Origin of the sequence: Luteibacter sp. 9133, from assembly GCF_000800155.1 — a bacterium.
GTDB lineage: Bacteria > Pseudomonadota > Gammaproteobacteria > Xanthomonadales > Rhodanobacteraceae > Luteibacter > Luteibacter mycovicinus.
Genome location: NZ_JUHO01000001.1, coordinates 2130053 through 2149642, shown reverse-complemented (window position 1 = coordinate 2149642; position 19590 = coordinate 2130053). Strand labels below are relative to the sequence as shown.

Sequence of the window (19590 nt, the reverse complement as noted above, 5' to 3'; positions counted from 1 at the left end):
AAAAAGGCAGGGCGCGTTGGCCACTCCGCACATTCTCCTGGTCGAGGACGACCCCGGTATTCGCCAGCCGCTGGCGGACTTCCTGCGAGGGAAGGGGTTCGTCGTCTCCGAAGCCGACAGCGCGGAAGCGGCGGAGCCGCTGCTGGTACGCGGCGATGTCGAGGTGATGCTGCTCGACGTCATGCTGCCCGGCGAGGACGGGCTGTCGTTCTGCCGGCGCATGCAGGCCAGGGGTTCACCGCGGATCATCATGCTTACCGCGCTGGGTGAGTCCACCGACAAAGTGGTCGGGCTCGAGCTGGGCGCGGACGATTACATGACCAAGCCGGTGGATCTGCGTGAACTGGTCGCGCGAATCCGTGCCGTGCTGCGTCGACCCATGACGGCCGATGCGCCCACGGTCGCCGCAAGCGGCGCGGATGGCCTGGTGCTGCGCTTCCAGGGCTTTACCTTTTTCCCGGCAAAACGCTTTCTGCGCAGCGACGCGGGCGTGCGCATTCCGCTGACAGGTACGGAGACGGATCTGTTGCTCGCGCTGTGTCAGCATCCGCGCGAGGTGCTCTCGCGTGACGAGCTCATCGGCCTGACCCGTGGCCAGGGCTTTCCGATCTCCGCGCGCTCGGTGGATCTGCTCATCAGTCGGCTGCGTCGCAAGCTGGCCGGAACCGATCCGCTCGACGATCCCATTCGCACCATGCGGTCGGATGGTTATGCATTTCAGCGCGATGTGACCGCCGGATGATCGGCCGCTTCTTCCGCAGTACCGTCGGCCAGATTCTGTTGATCACGGCCAGTTCGTCGACGGTCACCTTCCTGTTTTCCCTCGCGCTGTTTTCGTGGCTTTACCCCAACGCGCCACCGCGTCCACCGTGGCCGTGGTCGGTCGCCTTTCGTATCGAAAGTCTGGTGGACGGTTTGCGTGGCGTCCCGGAGCGCGATCGCGCCGCGTTGCTGGCCGGCGTGCGCTGGCCGCTTACCGAGGCCAGACTGGCGACGGCGGCATCGGTGTGCGACGTGCTATCGAAAGACACGCGTGAGCTCGAAGCGGTGCTCCAGGACGACCTTGCCGCGACGAGCGGCAAGGTCACCGTGCGCGAATGCAGCGATGCGCCGCTCGAGACCCGTGTGCAGATCCTTGTCGGCCTGGGCGAGCAGACGCTTGCGGTGCGGACGCATGCCGTCAACGGCACCCGTCGACGGCTGACCTTCCCGTTGGTCGGGGCACTCGTGTTCCTGGGTGTCGCGGTCGTTCTCATGTCCGCATGGGCGGTATGGCTGGTCATACGTCCGCTGCGGCGGCTGTCCGATCAGGTCACGACGTTCGGTGAACAGATGTCGTTCGTGCCACTGGCGGAAGAAGGTCCGCTCGAGATCCGGCGTGCCGCGCACGCGTTCAACCTGATGCAGGAGCGCGTAACGCGCTCGATCCAGGACCGCACCCGCATGTTGGCCGCGATAAGTCACGACATGCGATCGCCGCTGACCCGCATGCGTCTTCAGCTGGACACGGCGGAACCGACACAGATGGTGCAGAAGCTGTCGCGCGAGACCATCCTGATGCAGGACATGGTGACCTCCGCACTCGGCTATCTCGGCAACCGGAGTTCGTCGGAAGCCTTCGAGCCGCTCGATCTGGCGGCACTGTTGCAGACGATCTGCGACGAGTACGTGGATGCCGGTGTCGAGATCCACTACACCGGGCCGGATGCCCTGACGGTCGTCTGCAAACCGAATGCGATCCAGCGGGCGGTCGGCAACCTGCTCGAGAACGCGATCGCGTTCGGCTCGCGCATCGATGTGATCGCCACATCCGCCGGCGACCAGGTGGCGGTGACGATTGGGGACGACGGCCCCGGCATCCCGGCTCATCAGCTGGCCGAAGTGATCGAGCCCTTCGTCCGGCTGGACCCGTCCCGTAACGCGCGACCGGGCAGTCTGGGCCTTGGCCTGTCGATCGTCAGCGACATCGTGCAGGAGCACGGCGGCCGCCTGACGCTGTCGAATCGCGTGGAAGGGGGGCTGCTCGCGCTGATCGAGCTGCCCCTCGTCGCATCCGCCCCGTGATCAGTCCAGGCCGATCCAGCGGTGCGTCTCGGCCATGTTGAGGGCGAGCCTGGGGCTACGGCGGGCGACGCGCTCACGCTTCTCGCGGTCGGCGCGGATCGTCGGCCACGCGGCGAGATACGCTTCGAGTACCGTCGGATCGCCTTCGTATTTCGCGATCGTCGCCGGTGTCGCGGAGCGCAGGGCCACCGCACCGTTGTAGCCGCCGAAACCCTGCGTGGCGCAGATGGCGCCGCCGTCAGCGTTGCCGTCGGACGGGTCGGCCTGCAGATGGAAGTGCGCCGCGACATCGGCCAGATCGGGGTCCAGACGGCGCAGTGTCGGGACGCCGGGCGCCTTGCGCCCGAGTACGAACTGCAATGCCTGAGACAGCGCCTTCAGGCCGGTCTCGCCCATCGTGTGTCCATCGCCGACGGCCTTCGGCGTGCCCACGAAGAGCCTGGGCAGTTCACCTTCGACACCCTGACGCTGCGCCGCGCCGCGTAGACCGGCCAGGGCGGTGCCGAGGTCGGTCTTGGAGTTGGTACGCGTGCCCGTCGCGTGCGCCGCGAGGTACTGGAAGTCGTGCACGCCGTAACCATGGCCGGCATGGGCCATGTCGAGCGCCTGTACCAGCGCGTTCTCACCGCCGAAGCCGACACCGGCGAAATGCGCCTTGCCACCGGCTTCCGCACTCTGGCCCCAGCCGACGATGATGGACGTAATATCCAGCTGGTTGGTGAGGGCGAACTCCAGGGTCGTCACCAGCAGGCCCGAGCCTCCGTGGCCGACCACGGTGCCGTCGGCATCGATGTCGAAAGGCGCGAGCGAATCGTGCACGCTGCGTACATTGCCGTCGTCGTGCGCGGCGTTCTTGGCGGCCAGCTTGTCGCCGGTCATCAGCGCACCGCCACCGAACGCTTCGAGGATGCCGAAGCGTGGCTGCAGCGCGGCGTCGGCCGCGGTAAGGAGCACCATCTGCGGCTTCTGAAAACCGGGGTAGTCGAACAGCAGCTGCGGCGCGATGTCCGCCAGCGCGACCAGACTCGACGCGCAGGCGCCCACGGCGGTCATCGGCGCCTGCGGGACGCGCATGAAGCCGACATCGTCGGAGCGCAGCGATTCGCGCAGTTCCGGGTTCTTCAGAACGCGGCTGATGCTGTACGACGGCGACAGCATGGTCGAGACGAGGGCAGGGCCGTGCGAACCCAGCGAGTGCGCCAGCCGGACCGCGAAGGTGTCCTTCGGAAAACCGCCTTCGGGCAGCGGCGCATCCGGCCGCAGCCATTGGCCCAGCGCTTCGTTACCGCCGAATGCCGTCGCTGACGCCACACGGAAGCCGAACGGGTTGGGGACCAGTTCGGACAGCGGACGCGGCAGGCCGGCCAGCGCGCCGAGCGCGCCGTAGGCGAACAGCTGGGCCTGCAACGACGGGCTGAGCAACGGATCATCCTGGAAAAGACCGTGCATGTCCTTGAGCTTCGACGCGCGGATATCCTCGTATCGCAGACCGGCGAGGCGACGCAGTCCGACGGTCTCCAGATCGTGCGGCAACGGTGCGGCGATGTCGGTTACCACGCGCGGCGCCAGTTCGCGCACGTTGGGCACATGGCGGATGCCGCTGTTGGCGCGGAGACTGTCGCCGTGCAGGCGCTTCAGTTCGTCCAGCGTGACAGGCTCACCTGCGTGTTCGCCCCCGGCCCAGCGCATGCCGTCCGCTGCGCTGGCGGATTCCGGATCGATCTCCACGAGACCCGCGTCGAACGCGGCCAGCGGAAGGAATTCTTCCGACCGGGCGACGAGGGCCTGATAGGTTTCCGTCGAACCGACGGCCGACAAGGTGCAGGCCGTGCCGACGGTGACGAGGACTTGATTCGTTTTCAGGATAGCCATGCCCGGACGGGTACCGATACAGATGAATTCCCCATTATAGATCCGAAGACGTCACCCGTATCGACACATCCCTGTGATAGGGAGCCGCAATGACGGCGGGCTCCCACCACAGCCTGGTTCAGAAGAGACCCGGGTCTTCCGTCCGTGACGTATCCGGCGATCCATCCGGGTGTGTGAACCACAGCACCTGGTTACGCCCCTTCGCGCAATCGCCGCCATCCGTCGCCGCGGTCAGTACGCCTGTCGCGGTCGCGATATCTCTTCCGTAGCAACTGCCAAGGTTGTCCTTGAAGCGGAACACCTGCGTGCTGCGCTGGCCGGTGTGGCTGGTCACCGCACCGTCCGTGAAAACCAGCGTGTCCGCGGTATCGATGCTGTTGTCCACGTCGCTGCGATAGAGAACGAGGCTGCCCAGCTTCTTCGTGAACTGCCTCGAATAGCCCTGCGTAACAGCGCTCGGCGCCGTCGCGAAGTTGCCGGCCGCGTCGAACGTGTAACGGAAACTGGCGACCAGTGGATAATCGAAATGCGCCTCGCTGGTGACGGTAACGCCGAACGGACCCTGCCGTGTCTTCGTCGTGCTGTCGACCGTCGACAGCTGATCGATGCGCTGGTCATACCGCGATGGGTCGATGGCGAAGGTCTGGGTGTTGCGGAAGGCCACCGTCTGCGTCACATCGGTGGTGACCCTGCCGTGAGACGTATCGACATAGCCCGCGGTGCGGAAGCGACGCGACGCCTGGGTGGCCACCGAGCCCGCGACGACTCCGGCGTTGTCGGTCAGCCGGTTGTCGACCGCGGCGACGGCTGCCTGACCCTGCAACGTATTGGCCGTGACGCTGCCGGTGAGAACCTTGCGACCGCGATCGAGATAGACAAAAAGGTTGCCCGTCACCGCGAAATAGCCATTGGCTCCCGTGACGCCGATCGCCACCGCATGCGCCTTGCCGTCATTGAGCAACGCGGCGAACGGTGTAAGGTCCACGCGATAGGGCAGGAAATTCAGTGTCTGCACGCCTGGCGTGGGCCGCCACATGTACGGATCGATGCCACCGGTGAAGATCCACGGATACACCGGCGCGACGCCTGCCGCGGCTCCGTCGATCGATACCTGCACCTCGCGGTACGAACCGCCGCCGCAGCTCTGAGCCTCGTCAGCCAGCGCATCGGGCACACAGGAGTACCAGAACTCGTCACCACCCTGGCCCTGGGCGAAGACGTCCAGGTAGGCGCGCTCGACGTTCGTCGGCAAGGTCAGCGTGCGTGATAGCACGTCCGCGCCGGTGTTCAGGGTGACCGGACCGCCCGCCGTGCCGTCCGATAGTGGAAATACCGCATCCGGGGCATCGACCTTCGGCGCCAGTACGTTCGCGGGATAGAAGACCAGCCGCGCCGAGCCACTGATCACACCGGTATAGGTTCCGTCGACGACGTTGCCCAGGATCGCCTGACCCGTCTGCGCATTGCCGAGCAGACTCGCGAAGTCGCTGACATCGCGTTCGATGTGCCAACTCGGCGAGACGGCGGCTGACGGTTCCTGCGTGGTACCGAAATAGATGTTCGCACCGCCGAGCCATAAAGACGCGGTGCGGTCGAACTGCCGTCCCGCGGTGACGGAGAAATCCGCTTCCAGCACGACCTTCGACCACGACTTGCCGCAGCCCACCGGTGGCGCATACGTATATGGGTGGTTGGAGAAGTCGGTAAAGCTGAAACCCTCGAACAGCTCGACCGTGCACGCCTTGCCTGGCGGCCTCGGTACCGCTGGGTCGGCTACCGCGACGTTAGCGGAACCGACATTGAAACCCGGCGCCGTCGCTGCGAATGCAGCGGGCGCCGTGTTTACCATCATGCAACCGAACAACCCCACCCACAGGCCTTTGCGGCCCGCCCCGACGATGACAGCCATGCGCCCGTTCTCCCGCGACAAACTGCCCCCTGCGCGGGAAACGTAGCATAGGTTTTACCACTGGTTATCGTCGAAGCTCCCGCTGTCGCCCGAATCGCCCTGATCCCACGAGCTGTCGTTGTTGCCCATGTCGATCGGATCGTCGCGCAGGTCGTCATACGCCTGACCGGACGGAGAGGCGTCCTGCTGCGGCGGTGGATTGGCGAAGCCCGCCTCGCGCGAGGTCTCACCCGAGCCGTGGCTACGGAACGCCTCGTCGAGCAGGGCGCCCGCGGCCAGACCACCCAGACCCGCGGCCACCGCGGCACCGGCGCCCGACGAGGGAGCCTGCGGCGGGTAACCGTAGTTCGGCCCATAACCCGGGCCCGGGCCACCGTTCATGGGCGAACCATAAGGCGCGCCGGCGAAAGGCGGCGCAACATCACGGCGGCGGCGAGACCACAGGAAGGCGATGAGCGCGATAACTCCTGCGCCGATCAGAAGTCCGGACCATGGAAAGGACGCCTCCTTCGGAGGTGCCACCGCCGGGGCACCGCCGTAAGCCGCCTGGCGGGCAGCCGGGCGACTGGCCGACGGCGGCGCCATGGCCTGGTTGAGTTTGCTCTGGAACTGCTGGAACCGGGCGGGATCGGTGAAACGGGTCGCCGGATCCAGCGTGGCGGCCTTGTTGGCTTCCGCCCGGGCCTCACCGATATTGCCTTCGTGCGCAAGCACTTCCGCCAGCACGTAGTGTGCCTTGGCGCTCTGGGGGTGTTCCGAAACCGCCTCGCGCAACGCCGTCTCGGCGGCGGGGAAGTCGCCACGGGCGATCATCGCCTGGACGTCCTTCGGCGAATCGCCGGCGCTGGCGGCCGCGGCGACAAACATCAGGCTAAGGGCAAGCAACGTCTTTTTCATGTAAGTGTCCGAAGCGCGGAATGGCGGTTTGAGTCGCCGCACGACGGAAAGTTCGTGCGAGGCGTCCTGTTCCGGATGTGCGGACGCCACGCCTGAAGATCAATCGCGGCGACGTGCGGCGAAGTGTAGCCACGCCCCGAAGCAACTTCTTGCGAACGACATCCCTCCGTTCATTTCGACGATCGCTCCCGGTCCGCCCCGGCCCGACGGACACTCAGTGCATCGCGCCCATGCCGCCCGGCGCTGTGGGCATCGGCATCATGTTGACGTCCAGGTGATACATCACCCAGATCGAACCGACGATCGTCAGAACGACGATGATGGCCGTGAAGAGGGTCGCCATCAGCGTCCATCCGCCCTCGCTCTTCGTGTCCACATGCAGGAAGTAAACGACATGGACGACGATCTGAACCATGGCGAAGGCGAAGATCGTCAGGGCCGTGGCGCTGCCGCTGTGCAGTCCGCCGCTCATCACCAGCCAGAAAGGAATCGCGGTGAGCAGAACGGCAAGGGCGGAGCCGGTGATGAAACGTTGCTTGTTGCCGTGGCTGTGGCCGTGGTCGGCGGGATGGGAGGCGGCGGAAGTGGTCACCGGATGACTCCATAGAGGTAGACGAAGGTGAAGACGCCGATCCAGACGATGTCGAGGAAGTGCCAGAACATCGACAGGGAGACGATGCGGCGGCGGTTCTCGACGTGGAGGCCTCGCTGACCGATCTGGATCAGCATGGTCACCAGCCAGATCAAACCGAATGCGACATGGGCGCCGTGGGTCCCGACCAGCGTGAAGAAGATCGAGAGGAAGGCACTGCGCTGGGGTGTGGCGCCCTGGGCGACGAGTTCGGCGAACTCGTGCATCTCGACGCACAGGAAGCCGAGGCCCAGCAAGCCGGTGATGACGAGCCAGAACATCGTCCGCTTCACGCGATCCGACTCCATCGCCATCATCGCGATGCCGAAGGTGATGGACGACGCCAGCAGCAAGCCGGTATTGAGAGCGACCAGCGACAGGTCGAACAGCTGCTTCGGGCCGGGGCCGCCGGCATAGTTGCGGCCGAGCACGCCGAACACCGCGAACAGCGAGGCGAAGATGAGCGCATCGCTCATCAGATAGATCCAGAATCCGATCAGGGTGGCACCGCCACCGTGTGCGTGATCTTCCGTGGCGACGAACCAGGTGCGGGTGGCTACGGGACCGTCGTGGCGGCTCGGCATGGCTACGTTGCTGCTCATATCAGGCTCCCGTGGCCAGTGAACGCGTGCGCGCGTCTTCCGTCACGGCGATCTCGTGCCCGGGAATGAAGTAGTCGCGGCGATAGTTGAAAGTGTGCAGGATCGAGACCAGCACGATGCCGACGAAGCTGATCGCGGCAAGCCACCAGATGTACCAGACCATGCCGAAGCCGAGGGTCAGGCTCAATGCGGCTACATAGATGCCGACACCCGTGTTGCGCGGCATATGCACCGAATTGAAGCCTGTGGTCGGGCGGACATAACCGTTTTCCTTCATGTCGTGCCAGGCGTCGAGGTCGTGCACGACCGGCTGGAAGGCGAAGTTATAGGCCGGCGGCGGCGACGAGGTCGACCACTCGAGCGTGCGGGCGTTCCATGGATCGCCGGTAACGTCGGCCAGTGCCTTGCGTTTCACGATACCCATGACGATGCTCATGACGAAGCCGAGGATGCCGATCAGGATGATGACCGCACCGATGGCCGCGACGACGAAGTAGGGGCGCAGCGAGACATCGTCCAGGTGATGCACGCGACGCGGCACGCCCATCAGGCCGACGATGTAGATCGGCGTCCAGGCCACCCAGTAACCGATCACCCAGCCCCAGAAGGCGACCTTGCCCCAGAACTCGTCCATCCGGAAACCGAAGGCCTTGGGGAACCAGTACGTCATGCCGGCGAAGAGGCCGAACACCACGCCGCCGATGATCGTGTTGTGGAAGTGGGCGACGAGGAACAGCGAGTTGTGCAGCACGAAGTCCGCCGGCGGCACGGCCAGCAGCACGCCGGTCATGCCACCGACCACGAAGGTCAGCATGAACGCGACCACCCACATCATCGGCAGCTCGAAGCGGATCTCGCCGCGATACATGGTGAACAGCCAGTTGAACACCTTGGCGCCGGTCGGGATGGCGATGATCATCGTCGCGATACCGAAGAACGAGTTTACCGACGCGCCGGAGCCCATGGTGAAGAAGTGGTGCAGCCAGACAAGGTACGAAAGCAGCGTGATGACCACGGTGGCGTAAACCATCGAGGAGTAGCCGAACAGCCGCTTGCCGGTGAACGTGGAGGTGATCTCGGAGTAGATGCCGAAAGCGGGCAGGATCAGGACGTACACCTCCGGGTGACCCCAGATCCAGACCATGTTCCAGTACATCATCGGGCTGCCGCCCAGCTCGTTCGTGAAGAACTGCGTGCCGGCATAGCGATCCAGGATCAGCAGGAAGAACGCCGCGGTGAGTGCCGGGAAGATCGCGATCGCCAGGATGTTGCTGCACAGCGCGGTCCAGGTGAACACCGGCATCTTCATCAGGGTCATGCCGGGGGCACGCATCTTGATGATGGTCGCCACCATGTTGATCGCGGACAGCGTCGTACCGACACCCGCTATCTCCAGTGACCACAGGTAGTAGTCGACACCGGAGTCGGGGCTGTACTGCAGCTCGGCCAGCGGGGCATACGACAACCAGCCGGTGCGCGCGAACTCGCCCACGAAGAGCGAGATCATCGTCAGCACCGCTCCGGAAGCGGTCAGCCAGAAGCTGAGGTTGTTGAGATACGGAAAAGCCACATCGCGCGCGCCGATCTGCAGAGGCATCACGAAGTTGATGATGCCTACCACCAGCGGGATCGCCACGAAGAAGATCATGATCGTGCCGTGCGCGGTGAAGATCTGGTCGTAGTGACTGGCGGGCAGGTAGCCCTGGTTGGCGCCAAAGGCGACCGCCTGCTGGGCGCGCATCATCAGCGCGTCGGAAAACCCGCGCAACAGCATGATGATGCCGAGGATGACGTACATGATGCCGATCTTCTTGTGATCGACGCTGGTGAGCCACTCACGCCAGAGCCAGCCCCATCGGCCGAGCCAGGTGAGCGCGGCGACGACGACGAGGCCCAGCACCGCGACGCCGATGAAGGTACCGATCAGGATGGGCTCGTGGAGTGGAAGGGAATCGAGCGATAACCGCCCGAGTGGTGCCTTGAGAAAGCCTTGGTCTAGCATGGTCGGCCCAGGGTTCAGGCCCGCGGCCCGCACGAGGCGGCCGGGGCGGAGAGGAAGAAGAGGGTGTCGGCGCGAGGTTTCGCTCAGGGGCTGCCGTGTGGCATGGCGTCGTGGGGCATGTCGTCATGCATCGACGCTTCGCTGGCGGCGGCCCGAGGCGCCTGGTAGCGACCCTGGTCGGCGGCGCGGTCCAGCGCCATGACATCGGCGATGCAGGGCGTGCCCGGCTTGACGCAGCGGTTGACCGCCCGGTTGAAGATGTCGGCCTCGACGGTGGCGAAGTGCATCACCGGCACCTTTTCGCTGGGCTCGTCGAGCGTTAGGTAACGTTCGGTCGACAGAGACTCGCCGGAGGACCTGACCTTGCTCACCCAGGCGTCGAAGCCCGCCTGATCCACCCCGTGCAGCATGAAACGCATGTCCGAGTAGCCTGCGCCGGTGTAATTGCCGGAGTAGCCCCAGGTGTCGCCCGGTTCATTGAGCACCGCGTGCAGCATCGACTTCATGCCCGGCATGGCGTAGATCATGCCGGCCATCGTGGGCGCGTAGAACGTGTTCATCTGGCTGGTCGCGGTGATCGAGAAGCGCACCGGCACATCCACGGGCAGCTCGAGTTCGTTCACCGTGGCGATGCCCTGCTCGGGGTAGATGAACAGCCACTTCCAGTCCATGGCCACGACCTGGATATCCAGCGGCTTCATGTCTTTGGGAAGCGGCTTGGTCGCCGAGATCCGGTCCAGCGGACGGAAGGGATCGAGCAGGTGCGTGCTCGTCCAGGTGATGACGCCAAGGCAGGCGATGATGAGGAGAGGGATGGTCCAGACGACCAGTTCGATCCGGGTCGAGTGCGTGAAGTGGGGGTCGTATGCCTTGGGATTGCGACCTTTGCGGTAGCGCAGCGCGAAGATGACCGTGAGTGCCATGACCGGCAGGATCACCAGAAGCATCATGCCCGTGGCGACAAGGATCAGGTTGCGTTCCTGTATGGCTATGTCGCCGGTGGGATCCATCACCACCATTTTGCAGCCGCTCAGAAGGATGAGCGGCACCGCGACTAGTGCACTACGGGCCCAGTGGGCTAAGGGGGTTCTCGGGGTCATGGCGGAACGATAGGGCGGCAATTGCCGATCGATCCTGACCTGGGTCAATTTTGGCTGCGATGCCCGGTTGCGTGTCGACAGCGAACGCGTTGTCTACGGACAGCGAGCACGACGCCGTGCTGCGTCGCTGGCCCGATGGCCATTTCGATACCGTTGGCCGGGACCCGAGGCTGGTCTGGGCGGATGGCATCTTCGCAACGCAACATTCGGTCTACGTCATTGCCGGTCAGTGGGAGCGCCTGCCGTCGTTCAACCATGGTGAAAACCTTCGCCGGTCGCCGTACCTGCTTTTGCGGTTCGATACGAGGGATAATCCGATCGTGCCCTGACGGTCGAACGACGTGCCGCGTCCTCGCAGGCCGTCTTCCGTGGATATGGAGATAGCTGGTGGCAGAGACATCGCTGAGCCTCGCCGATCTCGGCCCCCGCATCTGCATCCTCGGCCCGTCGAACAGCGGCAAGTCGACGCTGGCTGACGCGATCGGGCGTAAGGCCGGTCTGCAGGTGGTGCATCTCGATCAGCTTCACCACATGCCGGGCACACACTGGATGCCAAGGCCGACAGAGGAGTTTCATGCGCTGCATGACGGGGCAATCATGCAGGATCACTGGGTGATCGAGGGTAACTACTCCTCGTGCATGCCGTCGCGCTTTGCCCGTGCCTCCGGGGTGATTCTTCTCGATGTGTCGACGGTCAGGAGTCTCGGGCGTTACCTCCGTCGTACGTGGTTCGAACGCGGTCGTATCGGTGGCTTGGAGAATGCGGGCGAACGGGTCACCTGGGAGATGATTCGGTATATCGCGTTTTCGAGTTCCGGAAAGCGGAGAAACTATGCCGCTCTTGTTGAGAGACTGATGCTCCCATGTGTCTTCGCCTCGTCGAGTGCTGCCATCCATAGGCTCTACACTGCATGGTCTTTGGAACGCCGCTAGTGTCGTGCGTCCACGTCCAAAGGAAGCCTGTACATGCCGCCCGCATTCACCGTCTCCGTTCCGCGCCTGCAAACCGACCGCCTGATGCTCCGGGAATATCGCCCCGGTGATTTCGACGCGTTCGCGGCACACCTTGCCGACCCCGAAAGCGTGAGCCACCTGACCGTGCGGGACCGTGCGTCGTCGTGGCGGATATTCGGCTCGCATGCAGGCCTGTGGCTGCTGGCAGGAGCCGGCTGGTGGGCTATCGAGTCACGAGAGACCGGCGAACTGGTCGGAAACGTCGGCGCCTTCTTCCGCGACGGATCGAAGGTCATGGAGGTTGGTTGGAACACGTACCGTGAGGCATGGGGCAAGGGCTTCGCTAGCGAAGCCGCCGCGTGTGCACTGGCTTATGCGTTCGACGTTCGTCGTGAGCCCAAAGTACACGCCATTATTTCGCCGTCCAACGTCTCTTCCATCAAGGTCGCCCAACGTATCGGTCTAGTCGATGAGGGAGAGGTCGCGTTCGAGGGCAAGCTGGAAAGGAGCTACGCGCGCTACCGCGAGTCGGCATGACGCGCAGGGCGGAGCAGGGGTTCTTCACGGCAGAAATCCCACAACCGGCCTGGAAACCGTCAAAATAGGCGGCCCGTCGCCTGCGATGCCATCTTCCGGCACGCCCCTCTGCGCGGATTTATTCGTTACGGAACAAGATCTTGACCACTATGACACCCCCGGCCGGTGAGGCCGACAGCGCGCTGCTGGAGCGTTTGCGCGCCGCCGCGCAACTGCTTGAGTCGATTGCCGCCGACCGTCTGCTGCTGGAAGGACTCCCCGCCGACGATCGTCAGCGCCTGTTGCAGGCTGTGGCGCAGGTCTATCATCCCGACCCCGCCGAGCGCCGGGTCCGGCTGAAGGCGGCCCAGAAAGCCCGGCACGCGTCGAAGATCCAGGCCGAGGATGCGGTGCTCAACAATACGGGCATCCGCGCGCTGCGCCGGAAGCCGGTGTTCACGACGCCGAACGTCTTCGCGCCCGAGGGCTTCGAGGCCAATGACATCCCACCCGATGTCGATGCCGCGCAGCCGCGCGAGTCGATCGAGCCGAAACATTGCTACGTCTGCAAGAAGAAGTACTCGTCGATCCATTTCTTCTACGATCAGCTTTGCCCGGATTGCGCCGCCTTCAATTACACCAAGCGCACCGAGCTGGTCGACCTGCGCGGTCGCGTCGCGTTGCTGACCGGTGGCCGTGTGAAAATCGGCTATCAGGCGGGCCTCAAGCTGCTGCGCGCCGGTGCGGAGCTGATCGTGACTACGCGTTTCCCACGCGATTCGGCGGCTCGCTATGCCGAAGAGCCGGACTTTGCCGAGTGGGGTCATCGCCTGCAGGTATATGGCCTCGACCTGCGCCACACGCCCAGCGTGGAAGCTTTCTGCCAGGAACTCGTCGCGACGCGCCCACGGCTCGACTTCATCATCAATAACGCGTGCCAGACCGTGCGTCGCCCGCCGGACTTCTATGCGCACATGATGGACGGCGAGCGCGCCGCCCTGCACGACACGCCCGAGCACGTACGCAAGCTGGTCGGTCATTACGAAGGCCTGCGCGGCACCCACATCCTGCCTGAGGCCGGTGTGGCGGCGAATGCGCTGGCGGATCGGAACGGCGGCCTCTCCGGGCTGACCCGCGCCGCCGAGCTATCCCAGCTTCCGCTGCTGCCCGAAGAGCTGCTGGCCCAGAGCCATCTGTTCCCGGAAGGCAGACTCGACCAGGACCTCCAGCAGATCGATCTGCGTGAGCGCAATTCGTGGCGGTTGCTGATGGCGGAAGTGTCGTCGGTGGAGTTGCTGGAGGTGCAGCTGGTCAACGCCATCGCGCCCTTCATCATCAACGCTCGCCTCAAGCCGCTGATGATGCGCACGCCGGAACGCGATAAGCACATCGTCAACGTGTCGGCGATGGAGGGGCAGTTCTACCGGAACTTCAAGACCACCCGCCATCCGCATACGAATATGGCGAAGGCCGCGCTCAACATGATGACGCGCACCTCGGCGACCGATTACCACAACGACGGTATTCACATGAATAGCGTGGATACCGGCTGGGTGACGGATGAGGATCCGGCGGGTCTCGCGGCGAAGAAGGTACTGGAAGAGCGGTTCCATCCGCCGCTGGATATCGTCGATGGTGCCGCGCGGATCGTCGATCCGATCATCAGCGGGATCAACACGGGCGAGCATGTGTGGGGGCAGTTCCTGAAGGACTACCGCCCGACCGACTGGTGACCTGCGGCCAGCCGGGTTCAATTCAGCTCAAAAACGAATCGTAATTCATTGATAATAAGCACGATTCAACCCTGCGATTCAGACTCCGGAAGCTTGCTACGTCTGGGGTTATCGTCTAGACTTAACATGTGCAAGGTCCTGTACAAGTCTTTGTTGGGGCCGAGGACACATAGAAAGGTTTAGAAGGACAGGAGAACCCAATGCGCGTGGTCAGTTTTTCGGATGCCCGTAACAACCTCAAGGACGTATTGGACACCGTAGCAAGCGACTGCTCTATTACGGTCATTCATCGTCGTGACCATGAGGACGCCGTAGTCATGTCTCTCGCTGACTACAACTCGATGGCAGACACCATTCACTTGCTTAGTAACAAAGCAAACCGCGATCACCTTGCCAAATCAATCGCCCAGTTCAAGGCGGGCAGGTCGAAAAAACGAGAGCTGATTGAAGAGGATCACCAGGAGACCGCCTGATGGCGCGAAGTGTCAAGTTCACGGATGAAGCCTGGAAGGATTACCAGGACTGGGCTGAAGACAAGAAGACTCTGAAAAAGATTAATTCGCTTATCAAGGATGCGCAGAGAACGCCCAATGAAGGACTGGGTAACCCACATGAGTTGAGCGGCGACCTTGCAGGCTTCTGGTCCAGGTCAATCAACAAGAAGGATCGTCTCGTATACGCCTTCGACGACCTTTGCATCGATGTCGTCAGCTGTAAGTTCCATTACGGCGACCACTGACTCGGCGAATCAGATCGCGTCGTCCACCGACGGCGTCGCCACGGTGCCCTTGACCGGCAAGGGCACCAGTGCCCACGGCAACATCGCCTGCGTCAGCGCACCGATGCACAGCGCGAATAGCACGGTCCCGATTCCGAACAGGCCGACGCCGCCCAGCAGCAGGCCGGCGAACAGTACGGTGACCTCGAGTCCGGTACGGACCAGTCGAAGCGACAGCCCGGTCACACGATGCAGGCCTGTCATCAGGCCATCGCGCGGGCCACGCCCCAGCTGGGCGCCGATGTACAACGCGGAACCCAGCCCGCACAGGAAAATTCCGCCGGCCGTGAGGGCGAAGCGCGCCCACCACGCATCGGGCGACCTGAGCAGATCCAGCGCGATGCCCGCCACCGTTCCAATCGTCACCGAATTGGCGAGCGTGCCCAGGCCAGGTATTTCGCGTAGCGGGATCCAGAACAGCAACACGACGAATGACACACCCACGACGACCCAGCCGAAGCTCACCGGAAGATGCTGGGTAATGCCGATGTGGAGTGCATCCCACGGGGCCTGGCCGAGGTTGCCGCGAATCATCATGGCCGTCGACAGACCGTACAGCGACAGCCCGACCATCAGCTGCACGAGGCGTCGAACGAGTTTCCCGGCGCGTAGCTGTTCCACGGGGCCTTGCTGATTGAGCGGGGCGATGGTCTTCATGCGTTCATCGTGCCCGCGATTGGCATTGCTGGAAATAGCTGATCGTGGAAAAAGTGATGCGGTCGCATGCTTGCTGCCGCCTTGCATCGGATTGATTCCCGTGGGCGGGTGGACACCCGGAGCGGCGCTTACCGCCGCTTTGTCGTCACATGAAACCGGACCCGCTTTACGCCTGACTCTCGGCCCTCACATGAGCTTCCGGACCGCCCACACGCATCAGCAGGGCCTCGCACGCGTCATTCATCCGCGTGACCCGCAGTTGCTTGCCCTGCTGCGCATACCGGCGCCGTAGCGCTTCGATGGCCTCGACGGCCGAGTGATCGTCCAGATGCGCCCCGGAGCAATCCAGCTCGACATATGCCGGATCGTTTTCCACGTCGAACATGGTCTGCAATCGTGCCGTGGCCGCAAAATACAACGTGCCATGAAGCCGGTAACGACGACCTCCATGGGGCAAGGCCTCGCGCGTCACGCTGAGACGGTCCGCATGCTTCCAAGCGAAGGCGATCGCGGCGATCAGCACGCCGCAGAGAACGGCCGTGGCGAGGTTTGCCAGCACTGTGATGACGGTCACCGCGACGATCGTCAGCGCATCGGCCACCGGCAGCCGACGCAGCAGGGGCAGGCTGCCCCAGGCGAAGGTCTTCTGCGCCACCACCAGCATGACACCCAGCAGAGCGGCCAGCGGAATGCGCTCGATCAGCGGCGACAGAAACAGGACGAAGCACATCACCAGCACGCCCGCGGTGATGCCGGACAAGCGGGTGCGCCCGCCTGAGGTCAGGTTGATCATGGTCTGGCCGATCATGGCGCAGCCGCCCATGCCACCGAACAGGCCGGAGACGACGTTTGCGGCGCCGAGCGCGATGCATTCGCGATTGGGCTGGCCTTCGGTCGCCGTGATCTCATCGACCAGATTCAGCGTCAGCAGCGTTTCGAGCAGGCCGACCATGGCCATCACGAGCGCATAGGGAAAGACGATTCTGAGGGTGTCCAGCGTCAGCGGTACCTGCGGCCAGTGAAGGACAGGCAGCCCACCCTTGATGGAGGCGATGTCGCCCACGTCGCGCGTGTGCAGACCGAACACCTGCACGAGCAGGCTGACGATCACGATCGATGCCAGCGCCGAGGGCAGGACCCGCGTGAGCTTCGGCAGGACATAAACGACAAGCATGGCGACCAGCGCCAGTCCCAGCATCAGATAGAGCGCGCTGCCGCTGAGCCAGCCGCCGCCGGGCGCATGCAGGTGCTCCAGCTGCGAGCTGGCGATCACGATGGCCAGTCCGTTAACGAAGCCCAGCATGACCGGATGCGGGATCATGCGTACCAGCTTGCCCAGGCGGAGCAGGCCGAACAGAAGCTGGATCAGACCACCGAGAAGCACCGTGAGCAGGAAGTACTCGCTGCCGTGCTGAACGACGAGGGCGATGATCACGACCGCCATCGAGCCGGCCGCGCCGGAGATCATGCCGGGACGGCCACCGAAGGCCGCCGTCAGCGCCGCGATGATCGCCGCGCCGTACAGACCCATGAGGGGATTGAGGTGCGCCACCAGTGCGAAAGCCATGGCTTCGGGCACGAGCGCGAACGCGGTGGTGAGTCCGGCCAGAACGTTCTGGCGGACGGAAGGCAAAGAGCGGGTCATGCGGTTTTCCTGTGTGGCACACGCCTGAGGCGGCGCGAATCATCCCGGCCATGCCTGCGGCACGGCACATCGCTGAAGCGTGGGCGTCAGGTCAGGGTGGCGTAAGCGACACGAGGGAATACACGGCTGGCGGACTCGAAAAGACGGCTCAACCCGCAACCTTGCCATGTTGCGTCGCGTCAATCAAGGCGCGATTCCTGCCGATACCGCGTAGTCGTGACCGGTGGCGACTACGAATGGCTGTGCTAGCTTCGTTCGGGCCGCATCAGGCGGCCCCCTCAACTTCGGAGCGTTATCATGGATAAGCGCGACCAGCCGACGCAAAACGTCAATCCCTTCGGTGTCCAGATGGATGCCCCGATGCCTGCCGGCATCACGTCTAAGAAGTGGGCACCGAAGATCGACGATGTCGGCGATATCGGCCGGATCGGCTCCACGCACAGCGGTGGCGACTGGGGCTGAGTGTCCGGGCGTTATTTCGATCCGCCGTATATCACCGAAGCCGTCTCGTCACCGAGGCGGCTTTTTTCGTGAAGGAGCTTGCCAGTGATCAAGGCTGAGATGGCGCTGGCCGACCTGTCGTTCGCCCCTGTCATGCACGAGGCGCGCCTTACTCTGGGCTCGAGCTACCTCGTTCCTCATAGCCATCCCATGCTGGAGACACGCCTGGTGCGGATGCCGGGTCGATGGTTTCTGGTTGTCAGAGAGCGCATGGCCATATCCAGCGGCGACTCGGACGCCCGCGCTACCGTCGTCGACGCAAAGGATGACGCGACGTATGACGCCCTGCATCGGGATTGTCTGCTCTGCCCGCTCGACTACGTGCTGATCGAGGCGGCACAGGCGGGACACCGTCTGCGTATTCGTGCGGGCGTGCTCGGCACGGCCCCCGTGTATTGCAGGGTGACCGACGACCGTGTCAGCGTCTCGTGGGACTCGGCGGATTTCGCCCGCGGGCCCGCGGTGATCGATACGGAGGTGGCGGTTCATCAGCTGGTCCTTCGTACGACCTATGCGGCACGGCAGCTGTACACGGGCGTGGTTCTGCTGACCGAGCGCGCGTCGCTGTTTGTCGAGCCGGGCGGCGCGCGGTATCGCTATCCGGAGGCTGTCGAGGATACGGCGCCCGTCGATGACGACGGGGAGGACACGCTGCCGACATTCGCCGCCGCCCTGGAGCGAGCCGTCTCACTGCGTCCGTGGCTCGAAGGGAGCGTGTCCCTCGAGCTCAGTGGCGGAATGGACTCGGCGACGGTCGCGGCAGCACTCGCGAGCCTGCACCGGAACATCGACAGCAAGGGCATCCTGCTCGACGGCGAGGTACGTGCTCCGCAGGTAAGGCGACGCCGGCAGATCGCGGATCGCCTCGGTCTGGCCGATCACACCGTCGACATCAGCGCTTATCCGCCCAGTCTCGATCTGGACACGCCGCGGGAGACTTACGGCTTCTGCCGTGAGTTCTATCTGGAAGCGTGTTCGGCGCTCTGGTCCTCGGCCCGCGACAAAGGACGCCACACCCTGTTTACCGGTGTCGGCGGCGACGAGCTGTTTCCCGCCTACCTCGACGAGATCTCCGCCGAAGCGGCGAAGGGCCCCCTCTGGGGGCGCGACGCCCGCAGCTATGCGGAAGGACTGCTGACGACGCGTGCGCAGGCGGTCGCACGTAGCCGGCCGCTCTTCGACGCGCCCGCCAGTCCGGTACCCGTGACATCGTTGCTGGCCAATGCGTGCCGCTCTCCGGATCTGTTGAAGCACGGGCAGTGGCCGGTTCATCCGCTGAGCGATCCTCAGCTTGCCTATCTGTGTCACCGGCTGCCGCGGAGCAGCCGCGAGGGCAGGGAAGTCATGCGGCGCTACCTCGAGAGCCGACTGGGGGGCGATGTCTTTCCGAAGGGTTATCTCAAGGAAACGTTCGCCCATGTGTTGCCGGCCCTCGTCGCGCGGCATGCCGACCGCCTTCTTGCGCAGCTGCGGGAGTGCGCGCTGGCGGACCTCGGGCTGATCGACCGGGACGCTGTCGCGCGCCTGGTCCGGCATGTCGCTGCGACGCTGTCTCACCCGGCAACGTCCGCGCTCGCCTCGTTCCTCTGGCTGGAACGATGCGCGCGGCAGGCGAGCGCTGCCGGTTTCCATAGCGGGGCGGGTCCGGGAGCCGCTACCTACGGTACATAACGGTCGGCCGCGTGGCGCGATCGGATTTGTCAGTGCCCGTTGGCCTGCCTAAGCTCGG

General features: G+C 64.2%; 19 protein-coding genes. 10 read left to right on the top strand and 9 right to left on the bottom strand.

Annotation, left to right across the window (positions count from 1 at the left end; translation table 11 throughout):
• Positions 1-16: 16 nt before the first annotated feature.
• Positions 17-742, top strand: coding sequence for a response regulator transcription factor (locus tag FA87_RS09225; RefSeq protein ID WP_043694045.1), 726 nt, complete (start codon positions 17-19; stop codon positions 740-742).
• Positions 739-2064: an ATP-binding protein gene (locus tag FA87_RS09220; RefSeq protein WP_197062393.1), complete on the top strand. Its 1326-nt coding sequence runs from the start codon at positions 739-741 to the stop codon at positions 2062-2064. Before FA87_RS09225 ends, FA87_RS09220 begins: the two co-directional genes overlap by 4 nt.
• On the opposite strand, the gene FA87_RS09215 is transcribed toward FA87_RS09220, so the two are convergent.
• The 7 genes from FA87_RS09215 to cyoA form a co-directional block, all read right to left on the bottom strand.
• Positions 2065-3936, bottom strand: a complete 1872-nt coding sequence (locus FA87_RS09215) for a hypothetical protein (RefSeq protein ID WP_043694043.1) — start codon at positions 3934-3936, stop codon at positions 2065-2067. It lies immediately after the preceding gene.
• Positions 3937-4054: 118 nt separating this feature from the next.
• On the bottom strand, positions 4055-5845 hold the full coding sequence (locus FA87_RS09210) for a peptide-N4-asparagine amidase (protein WP_043694041.1): 1791 nt from the start codon (positions 5843-5845) through the stop codon (positions 4055-4057).
• Positions 5846-5899: 54 nt separating this feature from the next.
• Positions 5900-6742 carry a tetratricopeptide repeat protein gene (locus FA87_RS19865; protein WP_139382600.1) on the bottom strand — a complete coding sequence of 281 codons (843 nt, stop codon included), beginning with the start codon at positions 6740-6742 and terminating at the stop codon, positions 5900-5902.
• Between the two features lie 214 nt (positions 6743-6956).
• The gene (cyoD, locus tag FA87_RS09200) at positions 6957-7334 is read right to left on the bottom strand and encodes a cytochrome o ubiquinol oxidase subunit IV (RefSeq protein ID WP_036113146.1); all 378 of its coding nucleotides are present in this window, start codon (positions 7332-7334) and stop codon (positions 6957-6959) included.
• Positions 7331-7957 (bottom strand): cytochrome o ubiquinol oxidase subunit III, encoded by a 627-nt coding sequence (cyoC, locus tag FA87_RS09195; protein WP_043697773.1) that lies wholly within the window; start codon positions 7955-7957, stop codon positions 7331-7333. Before cyoC ends, cyoD begins: the two co-directional genes overlap by 4 nt.
• A gap of 19 nt (positions 7958-7976) precedes the next feature.
• Positions 7977-9977 (bottom strand): cytochrome o ubiquinol oxidase subunit I, encoded by a 2001-nt coding sequence (gene cyoB, locus FA87_RS09190; RefSeq protein WP_043694039.1) that lies wholly within the window; start codon positions 9975-9977, stop codon positions 7977-7979.
• 83 nt (positions 9978-10060) lie between these two features.
• The gene (cyoA, locus tag FA87_RS09185; RefSeq protein WP_081996532.1) at positions 10061-11077 is read right to left on the bottom strand and encodes a ubiquinol oxidase subunit II; all 1017 of its coding nucleotides are present in this window, start codon (positions 11075-11077) and stop codon (positions 10061-10063) included.
• Positions 11078-11148: 71 nt separating this feature from the next.
• Here cyoA and FA87_RS09180 point away from each other — a divergent pair, with 71 nt between their 5' ends.
• From FA87_RS09180 to FA87_RS09155, 6 genes are all read left to right on the top strand, one after another.
• The gene (locus tag FA87_RS09180; protein WP_156128528.1) at positions 11149-11406 is read left to right on the top strand and encodes a hypothetical protein; all 258 of its coding nucleotides are present in this window, start codon (positions 11149-11151) and stop codon (positions 11404-11406) included.
• A gap of 58 nt (positions 11407-11464) precedes the next feature.
• Entirely contained in the window at positions 11465-12010 is a 546-nt protein-coding gene (locus FA87_RS21130) for an AAA family ATPase (RefSeq protein WP_239709031.1), read from the top strand.
• A gap of 33 nt (positions 12011-12043) precedes the next feature.
• Entirely contained in the window at positions 12044-12568 is a 525-nt protein-coding gene (locus tag FA87_RS09170) for a GNAT family N-acetyltransferase (protein ID WP_052191249.1), read from the top strand.
• 149 nt (positions 12569-12717) lie between these two features.
• Entirely contained in the window at positions 12718-14280 is a 1563-nt protein-coding gene (locus FA87_RS09165; protein WP_036113161.1) for an SDR family NAD(P)-dependent oxidoreductase, read from the top strand.
• Positions 14281-14480: 200 nt separating this feature from the next.
• Entirely contained in the window at positions 14481-14753 is a 273-nt protein-coding gene (locus FA87_RS09160) for a type II toxin-antitoxin system prevent-host-death family antitoxin (protein WP_036113164.1), read from the top strand.
• Positions 14753-15019 (top strand): Txe/YoeB family addiction module toxin, encoded by a 267-nt coding sequence (locus FA87_RS09155; RefSeq protein ID WP_036113167.1) that lies wholly within the window; start codon positions 14753-14755, stop codon positions 15017-15019. The genes FA87_RS09160 and FA87_RS09155 overlap by 1 nt, the downstream gene beginning before the upstream one ends.
• Positions 15020-15028: 9 nt before the next feature.
• On the opposite strand, the gene FA87_RS09150 is transcribed toward FA87_RS09155, so the two are convergent.
• Both FA87_RS09150 and FA87_RS09145 read right to left on the bottom strand, forming a co-directional pair.
• On the bottom strand, positions 15029-15715 hold the full coding sequence (locus FA87_RS09150; RefSeq protein ID WP_052191248.1) for a membrane protein: 687 nt from the start codon (positions 15713-15715) through the stop codon (positions 15029-15031).
• Positions 15716-15881: 166 nt separating this feature from the next.
• The gene (locus FA87_RS09145) at positions 15882-17360 is read right to left on the bottom strand and encodes a SulP family inorganic anion transporter (protein WP_043694033.1); all 1479 of its coding nucleotides are present in this window, start codon (positions 17358-17360) and stop codon (positions 15882-15884) included.
• Positions 17361-17657: 297 nt separating this feature from the next.
• Here FA87_RS09145 and FA87_RS20730 point away from each other — a divergent pair, with 297 nt between their 5' ends.
• Positions 17658-17822, top strand: coding sequence for a hypothetical protein (locus FA87_RS20730; protein WP_156108729.1), 165 nt, complete (start codon positions 17658-17660; stop codon positions 17820-17822).
• 84 nt (positions 17823-17906) lie between these two features.
• On the top strand, positions 17907-19532 hold the full coding sequence (locus FA87_RS09140; RefSeq protein ID WP_052191247.1) for an asparagine synthase-related protein: 1626 nt from the start codon (positions 17907-17909) through the stop codon (positions 19530-19532).
• Positions 19533-19590: the final 58 nt, after the last annotated feature.